The sequence below is a fragment of the Clostridium ihumii AP5 genome (genome assembly GCF_000612845.1).
Taxonomy (GTDB): Bacteria; Bacillota; Clostridia; order Clostridiales; family Clostridiaceae; genus Clostridium_J; species Clostridium_J ihumii.
On record NZ_CCAT010000043.1, the window covers coordinates 97097 to 115456 of the forward strand.

An 18360-nucleotide genomic window follows, 5' to 3' on the forward strand; every position below is an offset into this window, starting at 1 on the left:
TACCATTTTTATGTAGGATTTTAAACTACTTATAAATGTAAATTTTAAAATAAAATTGAATATCAGTACTATTCATTTTATAAATAAAGAGAAAAAATTTATTAAATGATAATTGTAGAGTTCTAGTTTAGTTCTATTTTAATTGTTAATTGTCAATAGTTAATTTTTGTATAATATTTTAAAGTTTTCTTATTTAAATTGACAATGGATATGTCAGAATTGTAGAATTTATATATGAGTATATATAGGGTTCCAAGCTGAAAAATGAAATTATTCAAATATTAAATGAGAGTGGTAGTGTTACAAGAAAAAAGCTTTTCAATTGATAAATTTGTTATTTTGAATTCGAGCTTGTTTCCCTATAAAAGTAAGGGAGAATTTTTATTATGGATTTTAATGAGAAGTCAAAAACATGGGATAGTGAGTATAGAGTAAATAGAGCAAAGAAAATAAGTGAGGAAATTGGAAGTTATTTAAATAATGAGAGTAAAGGTTTAGAGTTTGGATGTGGTACGGGGCTTATATCTTTTGGACTTATAGATAGTTTTAAAGAGTTTATGTTAATAGATTTATCAGAAGGTATGATAAATGTTGTAAATGAAAAGATAAAAGAAAATAGTATAGATAATATGAAAACTTGGTGTGGAGATATATTGAATTTAGAAAGTGATGAAAAATACGATGTAATATATACGTCTATGGCATTACATCACATAGAGAATTTAGAAGAAACTTTAAGTAAGTTAAATAATTTTTTAAATATAAGCGGAAAAATAATAATAGTTGATTTAACAAAAGATGATGGAAGTTTTCATGATAAAGATTTTAAAGGTCATAATGGATTTGACATAGGTGAAATTAAATCTATATTGAGAAAAAGTGGTTTTGATGTTTTAAATGATGGCAGAGTTTTTTATTCAGATTTTAAAGATATAGAAGATAAAAAACATAAATATAGCTTATTTAGTATCTGTGGAATTAAGAAAGAAGATTGTGAAGATTAATGAAAAATGAAATTTAAATAAATCTATTGAAATAAGATTAAATTATTAATATACTAATACTTGTAGTTTTAAAAAAGTGAAACACAATATTTGGTATGATATAGTTGAAAATTTAAATTATTATTGTTTCAACTGATAATTAAATTAGTATAATTGAAAGTAGGAAATTTATATCCAAATCAAAGACCGCTAAGGTTAAAATTTCAGCTACGAAGGTAGGCTAGATTTTAGCAACAAAGGAAAAATGAAATGTGCCAATTGAATTATACGCAATATTTTAATATTAAATGGCAACATTGGGATTATTACTTTCTAATTTTCAACTGTTTTCAGATAGCAAACTAGGATTTAAATATAAATTTATCAAAGGATAAAGGTATAAACTGAAATACTAGCTTAGAACCATATATAAGGAGTAATTGGAATGAGTTTCTATAAGAAGACATTAGAAAAGATCAACAGAGGAGGATACTGGAATATGTTAGTAATTGATGGAGTAGTGGGTGTAGGTAAAAGTACCCTTATGAATATATTAGAGGAAAATGGGTATGTAGCGTTTGAAGAGCCAGTAGTAGACAACCCTATATTAGAAAAGTTCTATTATGATAGAGAAAGATATAGTTTTCCATTACAAATATTTTTCCTAAATAAGAGATTTAAAAATATAAAAGATGCATCTAAAATAGAAAATGCTGTTATGGATAGAAGTATTTATGGAGATATAATATTTGCAAAGATGTTACAAGATGCAGGGGAGATGTCTAAGGAAGAGTTTGATCTTTACATAGAATTATTTGAAAACATGATAGAACATTGTAAAGCTCCTAAGCTTTTAGTTTATCTAGAAGTTACTGTTGATGAAGCAATGAGAAGAATAAATAAAAGAGGAAGAGAATACGAAAAAATAGTTGAAAGAGATTATTGGGAAAAATTAAATGATAATTATAGACAATATTTTGATGAATATAGCATATCACCTATATTAAAAATAAATGTAGATAATTTAGACTTTGAGAATAATATTGAAGATAGAAAAAAAGTTATGAACCTTATTGAAGATAAACTTAAAGAAATTCAGCAAGGTATGTAATTTATAGGAATTTATTATCTAAAAATAATTCTAAAATGAGATTTATATTTCATTTTAGAATTATTTTTTTTATAAAATGGTTTTAAAGAATAAATTACTGCTTATTAGGTAAAATAAAAAGGTATGATATATTATACAAAACTTTGGATTAAAGAAGGAATTAAATATGAATAATGAAAAAAATTTTTTATCTTATATGGTTTTTATATTAGTATGTTTAGTTGTTATGATATGCTATAGTAGTGGTATCATAACAAATATTAGTGAAAAAATCGAGGTGAATAGCACTTTAGCCGTAAATGCTAATTATAAAAGTAATAACTTAATAGATGATATGGAGAAAAACAGTGAAAAAATAATAGAAACTATAAAAAGTTTCAATGGAGAGAAAGCGGTATCATATTACATAACCAATGAAATTGATGACAAAGTAGTGTATTTAACTTTTGATGATGGACCAAGTGTTAATACTAGAAAAATATTAGATATTTTAAAAAAGTATGATATAAAAGCTACTTTTTTTGTTGTTGGTAAGGAAGATGACGAATCTATAGAGCTTTATAAAGAAATAATAAACAATGGGCATACTATAGGTAATCATAGTTATAGTCACGATTATAAATACATATATACATCACTTGAAAACTACTCAGAAGACTTTTTAAAGCTTCAAAGGCTTTTAAAAGAAAAATGTAATTATGATATAGAAATAGCAAGGTTTCCAGGTGGAAGCAATAATACTGTAAGTGATAGATATCATAAAGATATTATGGTGGACTTAAGCAAATATTTAATAGAAAGCAATGTAACTTATTTTGATTGGAATGTAGATTCTACTGATGCAAATGCAACAACAATGAGTGTGGATAATATAATAAGAGAAGCTATAAAAGGAGCAAAACAATTTAATTCTCCAATAATACTTATGCATGATGCACCACCAAAAACTACTACGGTTTATGCATTACCATGTGTTATAGAAACACTTAAAAAAGATGGTTATGAATTTAGAGCATTAAGTCCAGATGAATATGTAATACAATTCTTAAGAGCTAAGTATTAAATATAATTAAATGTTCAAAACTAAGATATAATATACTGGTTAAGTTAAAAATATAATAGAATGATTAACTTTATTTTGCTATGGTGCGACATTATATATTTTAGTTAGAGGGGGAGATACTTTGATTTTACCCAAAAATGTTAATAATATAATTGATACATTATATAGTAATGGGTATGAGGCCTTTGTTGTGGGTGGATGTGTAAGAGATAGCATTTTAGGAAAAAATCCTAATGATTTTGATGTAACTACAAATGCAAAACCTCTTAAAGTTAAAGAAATTTTTGAAGAAGTAGGGTATAAAGTTATTGACACTGGATTACAGCATGGAACTGTGACTATTGTTATAGAAAAAGAAAATTTTGAAGTTACAACATATAGAATAGAAGGGGAGTATTTAGATAATAGGAGACCTAGCGAAGTCTTTTTTACCAATGAATTAAAAGAAGATTTAAAAAGAAGAGACTTTACAATAAATGCACTAGCTTATAATAATAAATTTGGAACTATAGATTATTTTAGTGGTAAAGAAGATTTACAAAATAAAATAATAAGAGCAATAGGAGAAAAAGAAAAAAGATTTGAAGAAGATGGGCTTAGAATGCTTAGGGCTGTAAGGTTTGAAGCTCAATTAGGATTTGAAATTGAAAAAGAAACTTTAAAAGCAATAAAAGTTAATAGTATTCTTTTAAAAAACATTAGTGCTGAAAGAATACGTGATGAATTTATAAAAATATTAATAAGTTCATCACCATCCAAAGGAATCAGGCGACTAGTTGATTTAAACCTTTTACAGTATATAATTCCAGAGCTTTTAGAAACAGTAAATTTTGACCAAAGAAGTAGGTATCATGATAAAGATGTATTTAATCACACAATGATGGTACTTGACAATGTGGAAAACAATTTAGAAATTAGATTAGCTGCATTACTTCATGACATAGCAAAACCTAAAACTTTTACTATGGATAAAAAGGGAGGCCATTTCTATTTTCATGAAGTTGAAGGTGAAAAAATGGCTAAAGACATATTAAAAAAATTAAGATTTGACAATAGTTCTATAGAAAAAGTGTCTTTACTTATAAGAAATCATATGAGAGTTCCTGGAATAACAAGTAAAGCTAAATTAAAAAAATATATAGTAGATATAGGTGAAGATAATTTAAATGCACTTTTTAATTTAATGAGAGCAGATAGAATATCATCACATCCAACATATGCGAAATATGAAGATATAGATGAATTAAATAGAGCTTGTAATAGTATATTAGAACATAATGAACCTATGAGAATAAAAGACTTAAAGATAAATGGAAATGATTTAATTGAAATAGGTGTAGAAAAGGGGAAAAAAGTAGGAGAGATACTTAATTTACTATTACAGGATGTTTTGGAAAATCCAAATTTGAATGAAAGAGAATATTTAATGGAAAAGTCATTAAAGTTAATAAAATTCTAATATGATAAATTTTATTGTTAAAAGTTATTTAATAGTATATAATGGATAACATTGAAACCTATAGTAGAAAAGGAGAAACAAAATGGAATTAAAGAAAAGAATGAAATTTATAGATCCAGAAACTAATGAAGTTATAGAATTAGAGGAAGTTGATAGAATAGAATTAAATGGTACTACTTATTTATTATTAGCACCACTTGATAATGCTGATGATGCGTTTATATATAAAATCGTAAATGTAGAGGGCGAAAAATATGAGCTTACAGAAGTGGAAGACGATGCAGAATTCCAAGCTGTAGTAGAAGCGTACGATAAGTCTTTTGAAGAAGAAATGAATAACTAATAAAAAAGCACCTTAGGTGCTTTTTTATTTTCATAAAATTTTATTGAAATAATTCAAAACTATAACCTTGATTTTTAGCTTCTTTTAATACATAATCTAGTATCTCTGTATTAGTTTTAGAAACAGCATGTATAAGCATTACAGAGCCGTCATGAAAATTGCTTACAATTTTTTCTTTAGCAGTATCAGGATTTGGTTGCTTATTTATATCCCAATCGTGATATGCAAAGCTCCAAAATAATGTTTTATAGCCTAAATTTTTAGTCATAGCTAAACTTCTCTCAGAATATTTACCCATTGGTGGTCTAAAAACTTTAGGCATGTCTGTGCCTGTAATTTCTTTAAACAAATCTTCAACATCTGAAAATTCTTTGTTGAATTTTGCTTCATTTACAGCATAATCAGGCATAGCAGGATGATGATGTGAGTGATTACCTACAATATGTCCTTCATCAACCATACGCTTTATAAGATCTGGATTATCTTTTACATAAGGTAAAGTTACAAAAAAGATAGCTTTCACATCATTTTCTTTCAATATATTTAGTATTTTAGAAGTATAGCCATTTTCATAGCCTTCATCAAATGTAAGATATAATACTTTTTTTGAAGTATCACCAACATAGTATGCATCATAATCTTCAAGTTTAAAATTTATATCTGTATTGACTCTAGGTGTTTGATGGTCTTTATTAGGCACAATCCACCAGTCTATGCAATTATTGTTTACATTAGTATCGCACTTTTTATTTTCGCTATTGCTATCATGAACAGTATCTTCAAAAACAGGCATTTCAGTTGTAGTTTTAGCAAAGGCTGTATTGTTAGCAAAATTTGAAATTAAAATAACAGATAAAGATATCATTGCGATTAATCTTTTGTTTTTCATAAAGTATCTCCTTTCTATAAAATTTAATTGATTTTAAATGTTACTTTTGAATGACTAAAATGAGTTACAAATATATTTTAAGCAATAGCCTATATTATATTCTCTTTTTAAGGACATTTTTTATATAAAGAGAAAAAGAAGTAGATACTCAGATAGATCTCTACTTCTTTTATAAATTTATTTAATTAAAATTAGAAGGCTCATTATGTGCAAGTGATTTATTTTTTTTTAATCTAACTTTTGGCTCTCTTGGTATTGCAAACTTAGGAATAAATCTGTCTAATCCAGTTAAAGTAAGCAATAGTATTGAAATTACAGCTACAAAGGCCATAAAGTTATATTTTAAAAATTGCATTCCAGTAAAGGTATGCAAAGGATACACTGCTGTTGCAATTCCTACATAATAAGTTAAGTATACATGCCAAGGAATTAATTGAGATCCAAATACTCCTAAGGCATCTGAAAATGTTGCATTTCTTAAATGAAGAGTATACATAGATTCTTCATCACCTTCAACATTATCATCAACAAGTTCCTTTATTATAGGTCCTATTGTAACTATTTGAGCCATTTCATCGGCCAAAAGTGCATTTCCGGCAATAGAAAGAACTCCATTCCAAAACATAAGTTGACGAACATTTCTTGAAAGAAATACTACTAATTTAGAAAGCGGATCAAAGGCTTTCATTTTAGCCATTATTCCACCAAATGCAGCAATCCACATCATCATAACAATAACCCAACCACCTGCTTCAGCAAAACCACCTTGAACTAAATCAAGAAACTCTGTTAAGTTAGTTACTGTTCCAGCAAATAGTCCAAATATTAATGCAGAAATTATTCCTATGGCTAGACAAGCTAAAGTAGGAATTCCTTTTATAGCTGCAATAATAACTAAGATTAGTGGTATTACCATGTAGTAAGGAACACCAGATTTAACTTGATTTAAAAGATCAATAGCAGCAGGTTTTTTTAACTCCAAATTTGCCCAAACTTCTTTAGGTATTGCATCAATAGCTAAACTAGCATTTGAAACATCTGTTGGAAGTTTCATAACAATACCTGCAACATAGAAAAGGATTGCAGTAATAATTAAACAACTTATAGACCAAACACCTTGATGTTTAATTCTATGAATGACCTCAACATTTTGTATACCAGAACTAACAATAGTAGTATCAGATATAAGACCTATATTATCTCCAAAACATGAACCACCAGCTATAGCACAAACAGTTAATATAATATTTCCATCAACTATATGTGATAACCATAAAAATATTGGAGCACAAGCGGCAAATGTTCCCCAAGAGGTTCCAGTTGCTACTGATAAAATAGCAGTTACTAAAAATCCAGTTACAGCTACAGTTCTAGCATTAAGTCCTAATTTTAATGCTAAGTTAACTATAGAAGCTCCAACTCCTGTAGACATAAATACTGCAGCCATAGCATATGCAAGCATTAATATAAAAAATACTAATTGAAGATTTTTTACATTATCTACAGCACAATCTATAAGCTCATTAAATTTTAACTTTTCAGTTAAAAAGGCTATTAAGGCAGCACATATAGTAGCAAGTGGTGCAGCTATTAACACATTAAATTCAAGCCGCATTAATACCGCTAGAACTACTACTGGTAGTAACTTTAAAATAGCAATCAGTACTTTAAAAAAAGTATTTTCCGAATTAGACAAGATAAATCCCCCTTTTTATCCCCGTGTAAAAGATTTTATTTATTTAATTAATATCATATTTTGATATTAAATATCTAATTAATAAAGGAAAAGAAATACTTTAAGTTTTTTTTATTATACTATAAGAAAACTGAACAATCTATGAATAATCAAAATGTTTAGAAAATTTTAAAATTATAAAGATATTTTAAAATGTAAATAATAAAATGAAAAAAAACTTCCCTAATATAGGAAAGTTTTTGTTTATATTGAAATATTAATAATCAGAATTTGAAGTAGTATCAGTTACTATAGCAATAGAAGCACTAGCTCCAATTCTAGAAGCACCAGCTTCGATAACTTTTATAGCATCTTCTTTACATCTAACACCACCAGATGCTTTAACACCTATGTTAGGACCTACTGTTTCTCTCATTAACTTAACGTCTTCTGGAGTTGAACCACCTGTGCTAAATCCAGTTGATGTTTTAACAAAGTCAGCGCCAGCTTCAACAGCAAGTTCACAAGCCTTAACTTTTTCTTCATCAGTTAAAAGACAAGTTTCAATTATAACTTTAACTAAAGCTTTTCCTTTAGCTGTATCTACAACTTCTTTAATATCATTTAAAACTAAATCATAGTTTTTATCTTTTAAAGCACCAATATTTATAACAGTGTCTATTTCATTAGCACCTAACTCTATAGCTCTTGCTGTTTCAAAAGCTTTAGCCTTTGCATCCATAGCGCCTAAAGGAAACCCTACAACTGTGCAAACTAAAACACCAGAGTCTTTTAACTCATCAGATACAAATTTAGTGTGACAAGAATTAACGCAAACAGATTTGAATTTATATTCTTTAGCTTCATCACATATTTTCTTAACTTGTGATAAAGTAGTATCTGCCTTTAAAATAGTATGATCAATCATTGAAGCAATATTCATATTGTAAACCTCCGAAATTTAAAACTTTTGTAAAATAGTATTACTTCATATAGTGTTTCTAATATAATTAAAAGTATACTTTAATTAACTATATAAAGATAAATAAAGTATATACTTAAAAGAAAAAACTGTCAAATCTAACACAATAAATATAATAAAGTTTATATTATTTAATAAAATTATACTATTAAAATACAAAAATATATTATAATTTTTTTATCATTTTAAAATTATAACTTCCATCTTTAGCTTTTTTATTTAATTTAGAAGAAATTAAAAAGGAAATAACTAAAAATATTATTCCAACTACAACAGATAAAACTTCATAGCTTTTAAAGTTTAAGGATTTAAATAAAAACATACTTCCAATTAGTCCTATTAAAGTCATAATAGTAGGGAACACATAAGCCCAAAAAGTCATATTAGAAAAAGCTTCCTTACCTACAGAAATTTTTATTTTATCACCGACTTTAGCATCTAAAGTATTTTTTACAGGAATTATAATAATATCAGAAGGGCAAGGGGATTTACAACTTCCACAATTTCCACCACAACCTGATTTTTTAATAAATGCTATATCTGCTGTATCTCCATTAATTTTTTTTACAACACCATCTTGTTCCAAGAATAAAACCTCCTTTAATACTCTTTATGTACATTTTAATATTTAAAATTATAAAAGCAAGCAAAATTATAGGGCTTCAAGCTTAAATTTAAAGTAATCTTTTTATCAAATGATACTATTAAGTTTACAGTTTGTTCCTGATTTTGTATTTGGAACCAAGTAAGAAGTAAGAGTGAAGAGTGATGGTGAATATCCCAGGGATTGAAATCCCCACTACAATGTTTTATTTGTACTTCAAATAAAATCAGTATAATATTTATCCATAAAAAGTTCATTTTGGAGAATAAATTCCCCATCATAATATTCTTACTAATCATAGTTTCAATAGTAACTATCACTATTACTTTGGATATTTTATAAAACTATGTTTTTATATTGTTTTCAATCTAATTTGCTATGCAAATTTAATAAAAAATCATTCTTTAAAATTTTTATGAATAACGTTTTAAAGAATTACTGTTTCCTTTACTACCACTATTCTCATTTAATATTTTAATAATTTCATTTTTTAGCTTGGAACCCTATATATAAGATACTAATTTATTTAAAAGAAAAACCTTTGAATATTTAATATTCTAAAGGTTTTTCTTTTCTAATATAGAGTTTAATTATTTTTCTAGTTTATCTTCATTAGGATGAGAAACTTCAGTTGAATTATTTTCTTTATCATTAGAAGTTTCAATTTCCTTAACTTCAACAGCTTCACTAGTTTTAGCATTTATATCTACTTTCACTTCATCTTTAGGTTCTGATTTAATTTCAGTAGATTTTGTAGCTTCAACATTATTTTCACTCTTAACATTAGGTGTAGCTTCAACTTTAGCTACTGGAGCTTTCGCAGTAGGAGTAGTTTTGTTTACTGGTTTACGTAAGTTTTCAATACAATGTTTAGGACATTTATTAGCACATATTCCACAGTTTACACATTTAGAATAATCTATAACAGGAAGATTATTAACCATTGTGATAGCTTCTTTAGGACAATTTTTAGCACATAGTCCACAACCAATACAACCTACACTACAAGCATCCATAACTTCTTTGCCTTTTGAATGAGAGTTACAGTTAATTAGTACTTTAGTTTCTTTAGGAACAATACTTATTATTCCCTTAGGGCATGCATTTACGCAAGCACCACAAGCAACACAGTTATCTTTATTAACCTTTGCTACTCCATCAACTATTTCTAAAGCATCAAATTTACAAGCTTTAACGCAACTACCAAAACCTAAGCAACCAAAGTCACAACTTTTGTTACCAGCTCCTGGTGTATTCATAGCCATATTACAATCTTTTACACCATAATATATAGATTTTGTTTTTGCATTATTACATGTTCCATTACAATGTACATAAGCAACAACTGGATCTCCCATTTCAACAGATATTCCTAAAATCTCTGAAATGTTTGAAGCAGCAGAAGATCCACCAGGATTGCAAAGGTTAGGCTTAGCTTCACCATTAACAACAGCTTCTGCATAAGCATCACAACCAGCAAATCCACAAGAACCACAGTTTGCACCAGGTAGACATTCACGAACTTTAGGAATTCTTTCGTCTACCTCAACTTTAAATTTATCGTTAGCAAATCCAAGTAATAAACCAAATAAAAGACCAAGACCTCCAAGGCTTAATACAGGAAATAGTATTTCTTTAATTTCCATTAAAATACCTCCTTATATAAGACCATTGAATCCAAAGAATGCGATAGCCATAATTCCTGCAGTTATTAATGCAAGAGGCAATCCTTTGAATGCTTCTGGTATATCAGTATTTTCTTCCATTCTTTCTCTAAGTCCTGCAAGTAAAACTATAGCAAGCATATAACCTAGGGCGGCACCAGCAGAGTTAACAACTGCTTCAATTAAGTTATAGTTATTGTCCATGTTTAAAACGGCTATTCCAAGAACAGCACAGTTTGTTGTTATAAGAGGTAAAAATATACCTAAAGCTTTATAAAGACTAGGGTTAGTCTTTTTAACAACGATTTCAACAAATTGAACTAACGCAGCTATAACTAATACAAAAGCAAGTGTAGATAAATAGCCAATGTCTAAAGGAATTAATATACATTTATTAACAATGTAAGTAATTATTGAAGCTAGTATCATAACGAATACAACAGCAAGTCCCATACCTTTAGCAGTTTCAGTTTTTTTAGAAACACCAAGGAATGAACATATTCCTAAGAACTTAGATAATATTACGTTATTAACTAGTAATGCACTTATAAAAATTGCAAAAAGTTCCAAATCCGTTCACCTCTCTACTTCTATTTAGAATTTTTAGCTTTTTTAGCTTTAGAAATTTTAAATTGATTTAATCCAGCTAATAGTATTCCTAAAGTCATGAAAGCTCCTGGAGCTAAAAGCATGATTCCTGCTGGTTCATAAGAACTAGGTAGAACTCTAAATCCTGCAAATGTTCCAGCTCCTAATATTTCTCTTACAGAGGCTAATATAACTAAGGCTAAAGTAAATCCAAGACCCATACCGATAGCATCGAATATAGAATCTGATACTTTATTTTTAGAAGCATAAGCTTCAGCTCTTCCAAGAATTATACAGTTAACAACTATAAGTGGAATAAATAATCCTAGAGATTTGTATAACTCTGGTAAATAACCTTGTACTAAAAATTGAATTAAAGTAACGAAACTAGCAATAATAACTATGAATGCTGGTATTCTGATTTTATCAGGTATACATTTTCTAAGTAATGATATAACAGCATTTGATCCTATAAGAACTGCTGTTGCTGCAAGTCCCATACCGATTGCATTATTAACACTATTAGTAGTTGCAAGAGTAGGGCACATAGCCAAAACTTGTATAAATACAGGGTTTTCTATAATTAAACCTGTTTTTAATCTTTCATTAAATTTACTCATAATTATTTGCCTCCTTTCAGAGTGTCGTTAAATAATTTAATTGCATTATTAACGCCATTTGTTACAGCTGTTGAACTTATAGTAGCTCCAGAAACAGCTTGTATTTGATTGTCAGAAGATGCATTATCTTTAACTACAGATAATTCAGCTGCTTGTTTATCTTTAAATTGATCAATAAATTCAGGTTCTTGAGTTTTACTACCTAAACCAGGAGTTTCACTTAATGATAAAATTTTAACTCCTTCAATTTTTCCGTCTTCTGATATACCAACCATCATGTTGATAGGACCACCGTATCCTTTACTTGATACATTTATACAGTAGCCGATGTTCTTACCATCTTTCATTCCAGCTTCGGCACCAAGAACTTCTTCAGATTCATCTATTTTAACAGTTTCAAATGATTCTGCTTCGTGAAGAACTAATTTCATAGCAGATTCCTTTTCTTCTTTTTCTTTAGCTAAAATAGGTTTCATAGTAACTGAATGGGCAACAGATAATATAAGCCCAGCAGTAGCTGCTATTATAAGAAGTATTATTCCTAATTTTAAATTCTCTTTCACTTATTTTACCTCCCCAAACGCACGTGGCTTAACATATTTATCTATTATAGGTACAAATAAGTTCATAATTAATATTGAATAAGATACACCTTCAGCATATCCACCAAATATACGTATTACAGCTGTTAAGATACCACAACACACTCCAAAGATTACTTGTCCTGTTTTAGTCATAGGAGAAGTAGTATAATCAGTAGCCATGAAGATTGCACCTAACATTAAACCACCTGAAAATAATTCAACAAAAGCTTGTTGTACAGAGAAACCATCTCTTCCTACAAATCCTAATATTAATGTAAGGATTAATGTAGTTCCTATATAAGCTACAGGAATATGATAAGTTATAACTCTTCTATATAATAAATAAGCAAATCCTATAAGTAAGGCAAGTGCTGATATTTCACCAATACATCCACCAACGTTTCCAAGGAATACATCAGTAAGTGATGGCATTGAAGCACCACCATATTTTGCTATAGCAAGTGGTGTAGCAGTTGATTTACCATCTAAAGTCCAATTAGTCATATGACCAGGATAAGCAGATAGTAAAAATGCTCTTGCAAGTAATGCAGGGTTTACTATATTTTGTCCAATTCCACCAAAAAAGGCTTTAACAACAATTACAGCAACTGCACTTCCTACAACACACATCCAAAGTGGAGCTGTAGGCGGAAGATTGAAAGCTAAAAGTATACCTGTAACAACAGCACTTAAATCTTTAATCTTAATAGGTCTTTTTGTGAATCTTTGAAATAAATATTCAAAAAGTACACATGAAACTACACAGGTAACAGTAACTGTAAGAGCACCAATACCTAAATATATAACTCCTGCGATTAATGCAGGCATTAAAGCAATAACAACATCTCTCATTATAGTGTTAACAGATTCTTTAGACTTAATGTGAGGAGATGATGATACTGTAAATAACTTTTCAGACATATTTATTCACCTCAATTATTTACTTTTCTTTCTATTGTTCATTACTACACGTTTGCCTTCACGACAACTTTGAGTTAAGTGTCTTTTAGCTGGACAAATGTAAGAACATGCACCACATTCTATACAAGATAATCCATTTAATTTTTCAAATTCTTCAAACTCTCCTCTTAAAACATAGCTGTTTAATTTATAAGGTGTAAGGAACATAGGGCAAGCCTCTACACATCTTCCACATCTTATACAACTAGATTCTTCTGATAAGTCAGCCATATCTTTAGTCAATGCAAGTATTCCAGATGTTCCTTTAATAGAAGGAATATCTAAAGAAATAAGAGACATACCCATCATTGGACCACCAGATAGCACTTTAACAGGATCTTGTTTGAAACCACCACAAGCATCTATTAATTCTGTTAATGAAGTACCAAATTTAACAAGTAAATTTTTTGGTGTAGTAATAGCTTCACCTGTAACGGTTACAATTCTTTCAGTTAATGGCATGCCATCTATAACAAGATTACGTATAGCATAAACTGTTGCAAGGTTTTGAACTATACAACCTACATCTGCTGGAAGTTTTCCAGTAGGAACCATTCTTTTAGTTGTAGCATATATAAGTTGTTTTTCAGCACCTTGTGGGTATTTAGTTTTTAAAGATTTAACTTCAATACCTTTAGTGTCTTCTAAAGCAGAATTGAAAATTGATATTGCATCACTTTTGTTATCCTCAATACCAATATAAATATTAGCTTTTGGAAACATATGCTTTAGAATTTCTAAACCTTCAATTATTTCAGAATGTTTCTCAACCATTAATCGATAGTCACAAGTTAAATAAGGTTCACATTCTGCTCCGTTTATTATAATTGTGTCTATTTCAGTTTTTGGCGCAAGTTTTACATGAGTAGGGAAGCATGCACCACCAAGACCTACGATACCACCTTCTTTTATTATTTCTAATAATTGATCTTTAGAAAGTGATTTGTAGTCCTTATGAGGAGTAACTTCTACTTTTTCATATAAGTTGTCGTTTTCAACTATAACAGACATTACTTTTTTTCCACTAGAAGTTAGAACTGGTTTAATGTCTTTAACAGTACCAGATACACTACAGTGGATTGGAGCTGAAACAAATCCTGTTGCTTGTCCGATTTTTTGACCTACAAGTACTCTGTCTCCCTTTTTTACAGTAGGTTCACAAGGTGCACCTATATGTTGACTCATAGGAAAAATAAGATCTTTTTTGGGAAGTAAGCTTTCAATTGCAGTATCTTTGCTTAAATGTTTCCCATGTGGTGGGTGAATACCACCTTTGAAACTAAAAAGTCCCATAATAACCCTCCTTTAATATTATAAAATAACAAATTTAACACCTAAAAAATTTTTCAGTGTATGTATAAGTAAAATTATAAGGCAAATAAACTAATTTGTAAAACCTTGAATTTAATATATTGTATAAAAAGTTAAAATAATGGTAATTTTTTTAATTATCAATAATATTAACTTGTGACGAAAAATGTAAAAGGAAAACTCTTTAGCTATTAATTATAAAATGACAAGGTATTAAAAATACAAAAAAAGTAAAAAACATATAAATAATATTTAAATTTACTAGAAAACAAAAGCTAAAGTAAACTTAAACAAAAAATAGAAAAAAATCTAATAAAAATTTTTAAAAAAACAAAAAAATATGTTTAAAATGCTAAAATTTTATTTTTTATAAAAAATACAAGTTCACTTATAAAAATACAATAATATTAATTATTTAAAATAATCAATATACAATTAAATTAATGTCATTAGGTAAAATATAAAAATTAAAATTATAGATATAATTACATATATATATGTAGGGATAAATTTTTATATTAATATAAAAATAATTTAACAAGGACTATTTATTAAAATTCATTTGAATTTAAATTCTATAGTAACAAAATATATAAGTAATTTATTTGTAGGATTATAAAAACGATAAATATTTCATGAATTTTAGGAAAAATTAAAATTATATTAAAGTAAATATAGGTATTAACATATATTTAAAGGTATTAAACAATATAAAAATATTAAATAAAAAGTAAAGAAAAATATTAACAAAATTAAATTTATTCTATAGAATTTTAAATTGAAAAATGAAATTATTTAAATACCAGTATAAAAAATAAATTTTATAAAATATTCAAAGTAATAGTTATATATAATATTAAAACCATGGTTAGTAAGAATATTATAGTGGGAAATTTATTCTCCAAAATGAACTTTTTATGGATAAATATTATGTGAAGTGCAAATAAAACATTTTAGCTGGGATTTCAATCCCCAGAGATATTTACCATCATCGTTAACTGATTCTCAATTTAAAAGAATGATTTTTTATTAAATTTGCATAACAAATTAGTTGAAAATAATATAAAAACTAGTTTTTTATATTTCTATTTTTAGATATTAAAAGCGAAGTGATTAATATCAACCATCATTGTTAATTGCTAACTGTTAATTGTTAATTGGTTCCAAACATGATAATAGAATAAAGTGTAAGATTAGTACTATCATTTGAGAAATACATTACTTTAAATTTAAACTTGGAACCCTATAGATTATCCAGTTCATATTCTAAGTATATGTAAGTAAAAGTAAATATATTAAAATTATACATAAAAAATAAAATAAGTAGTTGAAATTATTAAAGAAAGGTGTTATTATTAAATCAACGTAAACAAATGTTTAGATAATAAGCAAATATATAGGTGAAGATATGACAAAGAGAGAAGAAGAAATTTTAAATTTAATAAAGAGTAATCCACTTATATCACAAAATGAATTAAGCGATATTCTAAAAATTACAAGATCTTCTGTAGCAGTACATATAACAAACTTGATAAAAAAAGGATATATAAAAGGAAAAGGTTATATTGTAAGTGATGAAGATTTTGCAGTAGTTATTGGTGGCGCAAATGTAGATATAGTTGGAATATCACAAAATGAATTAAGATATAAAGACTCTAATATAGGGAATATAAAAATGTCCTTAGGTGGAGTTGGAAGAAACATAGCAGAAAATTTAGTGAGATTAGGTGTTAACACTAAACTTATTACAGCTATCGGTGATGATATATATGGAATGAAAATTTTAAATGAATGTAGAGATATAGGGATAGACCTTGAAAACAGTTTAAAGTTAAAAGGATATAACTCTTCAGTATATATGTCTATACTAGATTCATCTAACGATATGCATCTTGCTATATCTGAAATGGATATACTTTCTAATATGTCTATTGATTTTATTAAACAAAAGAGGAACATAATAGAAAATTCAAGAGTAGCAGTGATTGATACTAATATACCTAAAGATGTTATGGACTATATTGTAAACAATTTTAAGGAAACAGAGTTCTTTTTAGATACTGTTTCTACTGAAAAAAGTAAAAAAGTAAAAGATATAATAGGAAAGTTTCATACTATTAAACCTAATAGATATGAAGCTGAAATGTTATCAGGGATAGAAATTAACTCAAATGATGATTTTAAAAAAGTTAGTAATTTCTTTTTAGAAAAAGGAGTTAAGAGAGTATTTTTATCTTTAGGAGAAGAAGGCATATATTATAATGATGCAGATGGTTTTGAAAAATTTGTTAAACCACCTGAAACTAAAGTTGTAAATGCTAATGGAGCAGGAGACGCATTCGTTTCAGGTCTTGTATATAGTTATATAAAAGATTATTCCATAGAAGATACAATAAATTTTGCTATGGGATGTTCAAAAATGGCAATAAGTCATGAAAACACTATAAATCCAAATATTAATTTAGAAAATGTAAATAGTATACTAAAGGAGATGTAATTTTATGTTAGAAAAGTATTTAGAAATAAATGAAGAAGTAAAAAAAGCATTAGAGGAAGGTAAACCAGTAGTAGCATTAGAATCTACAATTATATCACACGGAATGCCATACCCAAGAAATGTTGAAACAGCTTTAAATGTGGAAAAAATAATAAGAGATAATGGAGCAATTCCAGCAACAATAGCAATACTTGGTGGAAAATTAAAAGTTGGATTAACAAATGAAGAAATAGAATACTTAGGTAAGGCTGAAAATGTTATAAAAACAAGCAGAAGAGACATACCATTTATAGTAAGCAAAAAACTTGATGGAGCTACAACTGTTGCATCAACTATGATATTAGCAAATTTAGCAGGAATAAAAGTATTTGCTACAGGTGGAATTGGTGGAGTACATAGAGGTGCTGAGGAAACATTTGATATATCAGCAGATCTTGAAGAACTTGCAAAAACAAATGTAGCAGTAGTATGTGCAGGATGTAAATCTATATTAGATATTGGTTTAACATTAGAGTACTTAGAAACTCATGGTGTGCCAGTAGTTGGATTTAAAACAGCAGAATTACCAGCATTCTATACAATAAAATCTGGATTCAAAGTTGATTATAAAGTTGAGTCTGAAGAAGAACTTGCTAGTGCATTAAAAGCTAAATGGGATTTAGACTTAAAAGGTGGAGCAGTAGTTGCAAATCCAATTCCAAGTGAATTTGCAATGGATTATGATGAAATAACAACTGCTATAGAAAATGCAGTTAAAGAAGCTGATGAAAAAGGTATAAGAGGAAAAGAGTCAACTCCATTCTTATTATCAAAAGTAAAAGATATAACTAAAGGAAAGAGCTTAGATGCTAATATAGAATTAGTTTATAACAATGCAAAAGTTGGAGCAAGACTTGCAGTTGAATTAAGCAAACTTCAATAACAAATATAATTAAATTAACATAAAAATAAAGTCAATTTCATTATAGTATGAAGTTGGCTTTATTTTTATGTTAATAGAAAATTTACTTTTAAAAGAAATATGTAT

The 18360-nt window shown here is 27.7% G+C and carries 16 protein-coding genes and 1 pseudogene; 7 read left to right on the plus strand and 10 right to left on the minus strand.

Annotation, left to right across the window (positions count from 1 at the left end; all coding sequences use genetic code 11):
- Positions 1–386: 386 nt before the first annotated feature.
- The 5 genes from BN346_RS06295 to BN346_RS06315 all read left to right on the plus strand — a co-directional run bounded on the left by BN346_RS06295 (position 387) and on the right by BN346_RS06315 (position 4959).
- Positions 387–1004, plus strand: a complete 618-nt coding sequence (locus BN346_RS06295; RefSeq protein WP_040327296.1) for a class I SAM-dependent DNA methyltransferase — start codon at positions 387–389, stop codon at positions 1002–1004.
- 424 nt (positions 1005–1428) lie between these two features.
- Entirely contained in the window at positions 1429–2094 is a 666-nt protein-coding gene (locus BN346_RS06300) for a deoxynucleoside kinase (RefSeq protein ID WP_040327297.1), read from the plus strand.
- Between the two features lie 166 nt (positions 2095–2260).
- Positions 2261–3157: a polysaccharide deacetylase family protein gene (locus BN346_RS06305; RefSeq protein ID WP_051540114.1), complete on the plus strand. Its 897-nt coding sequence runs from the start codon at positions 2261–2263 to the stop codon at positions 3155–3157.
- A 121-nt stretch (positions 3158–3278) separates the two neighbouring features.
- Positions 3279–4616, plus strand: a complete 1338-nt coding sequence (locus BN346_RS06310; RefSeq protein ID WP_040327298.1) for a CCA tRNA nucleotidyltransferase — start codon at positions 3279–3281, stop codon at positions 4614–4616.
- An 82-nt stretch (positions 4617–4698) separates the two neighbouring features.
- Positions 4699–4959: a DUF1292 domain-containing protein gene (locus BN346_RS06315; RefSeq protein ID WP_040327299.1), complete on the plus strand. Its 261-nt coding sequence runs from the start codon at positions 4699–4701 to the stop codon at positions 4957–4959.
- Between the two features lie 40 nt (positions 4960–4999).
- On the opposite strand, the gene pdaA is transcribed toward BN346_RS06315, so the two are convergent.
- From pdaA to rsxC, 10 genes and pseudogenes are all read right to left on the minus strand, one after another.
- Positions 5000–5848 carry a delta-lactam-biosynthetic de-N-acetylase gene (gene pdaA, locus BN346_RS06320; protein WP_040327300.1) on the minus strand — a complete coding sequence of 283 codons (849 nt, stop codon included), beginning with the start codon at positions 5846–5848 and terminating at the stop codon, positions 5000–5002.
- Positions 5849–6029: 181 nt separating this feature from the next.
- A complete protein-coding gene (locus tag BN346_RS06325; RefSeq protein ID WP_242838401.1) occupies positions 6030–7544 on the minus strand; it encodes a Na+/H+ antiporter NhaC family protein in 1515 nt (504 codons plus the stop codon).
- Positions 7545–7800: 256 nt separating this feature from the next.
- Positions 7801–8466, minus strand: a complete 666-nt coding sequence (deoC, locus tag BN346_RS06330) for a deoxyribose-phosphate aldolase (protein WP_040327301.1) — start codon at positions 8464–8466, stop codon at positions 7801–7803.
- A gap of 205 nt (positions 8467–8671) precedes the next feature.
- Positions 8672–9091, minus strand: a complete 420-nt coding sequence (locus BN346_RS06335; protein ID WP_040327302.1) for a SoxR reducing system RseC family protein — start codon at positions 9089–9091, stop codon at positions 8672–8674.
- Between the two features lie 854 nt (positions 9092–9945).
- Positions 9946–10749 (minus strand): annotated as a pseudogene (locus BN346_RS06340) (RnfABCDGE type electron transport complex subunit B); the annotation flags it as partial.
- A gap of 18 nt (positions 10750–10767) precedes the next feature.
- Entirely contained in the window at positions 10768–11343 is a 576-nt protein-coding gene (gene rsxA, locus BN346_RS06345) for an electron transport complex subunit RsxA (RefSeq protein ID WP_040327303.1), read from the minus strand.
- A gap of 20 nt (positions 11344–11363) precedes the next feature.
- Positions 11364–11981, minus strand: a complete 618-nt coding sequence (gene rsxE, locus BN346_RS06350; protein WP_040327304.1) for an electron transport complex subunit RsxE — start codon at positions 11979–11981, stop codon at positions 11364–11366.
- A 2-nt stretch (positions 11982–11983) separates the two neighbouring features.
- The gene (locus BN346_RS06355; protein ID WP_051540118.1) at positions 11984–12544 is read right to left on the minus strand and encodes an RnfABCDGE type electron transport complex subunit G; all 561 of its coding nucleotides are present in this window, start codon (positions 12542–12544) and stop codon (positions 11984–11986) included.
- Positions 12545–13486 (minus strand): RnfABCDGE type electron transport complex subunit D, encoded by a 942-nt coding sequence (locus BN346_RS21325; protein ID WP_040327305.1) that lies wholly within the window; start codon positions 13484–13486, stop codon positions 12545–12547.
- A gap of 15 nt (positions 13487–13501) precedes the next feature.
- Positions 13502–14818 (minus strand): electron transport complex subunit RsxC, encoded by a 1317-nt coding sequence (gene rsxC / locus BN346_RS21330; RefSeq protein ID WP_040327306.1) that lies wholly within the window; start codon positions 14816–14818, stop codon positions 13502–13504.
- 1426 nt (positions 14819–16244) lie between these two features.
- Here rsxC and BN346_RS06370 point away from each other — a divergent pair.
- A complete protein-coding gene (locus BN346_RS06370; protein WP_040327307.1) occupies positions 16245–17333 on the plus strand; it encodes a PfkB family carbohydrate kinase in 1089 nt (362 codons plus the stop codon).
- Between the two features lie 4 nt (positions 17334–17337).
- Positions 17338–18255: a pseudouridine-5'-phosphate glycosidase gene (locus tag BN346_RS06375; protein WP_040327308.1), complete on the plus strand. Its 918-nt coding sequence runs from the start codon at positions 17338–17340 to the stop codon at positions 18253–18255.
- The last annotated feature ends 105 nt before the right edge of the window (positions 18256–18360 follow it).

Bases quoted from the DNA above. Each gene is read 5' to 3' on its own strand.
- BN346_RS06295 (WP_040327296.1), top strand. From the start codon at position 387: ATGGATTTTAATGAGAAGTCAAAAACATGGGATAGTGAGTATAGAGTA.
- BN346_RS06300 (WP_040327297.1), top strand. From the start codon at position 1,429: ATGAGTTTCTATAAGAAGACATTAGAAAAGATCAACAGAGGAGGATAC.
- BN346_RS06305 (WP_051540114.1), top strand. From the start codon at position 2,261: ATGAATAATGAAAAAAATTTTTTATCTTATATGGTTTTTATATTAGTA.
- BN346_RS06315 (WP_040327299.1), top strand. From the start codon at position 4,699: ATGGAATTAAAGAAAAGAATGAAATTTATAGATCCAGAAACTAATGAA.
- pdaA (WP_040327300.1), bottom strand. From the start codon at position 5,848: ATGAAAAACAAAAGATTAATCGCAATGATATCTTTATCTGTTATTTTA.
- deoC (WP_040327301.1), bottom strand. From the start codon at position 8,466: ATGAATATTGCTTCAATGATTGATCATACTATTTTAAAGGCAGATACT.
- rsxE (WP_040327304.1), bottom strand. From the start codon at position 11,981: ATGAGTAAATTTAATGAAAGATTAAAAACAGGTTTAATTATAGAAAAC.
- BN346_RS21325 (WP_040327305.1), bottom strand. From the start codon at position 13,486: ATGTCTGAAAAGTTATTTACAGTATCATCATCTCCTCACATTAAGTCT.
- rsxC (WP_040327306.1), bottom strand. From the start codon at position 14,818: ATGGGACTTTTTAGTTTCAAAGGTGGTATTCACCCACCACATGGGAAA.
- BN346_RS06370 (WP_040327307.1), top strand. From the start codon at position 16,245: ATGACAAAGAGAGAAGAAGAAATTTTAAATTTAATAAAGAGTAATCCA.
- BN346_RS06375 (WP_040327308.1), top strand. From the start codon at position 17,338: ATGTTAGAAAAGTATTTAGAAATAAATGAAGAAGTAAAAAAAGCATTA.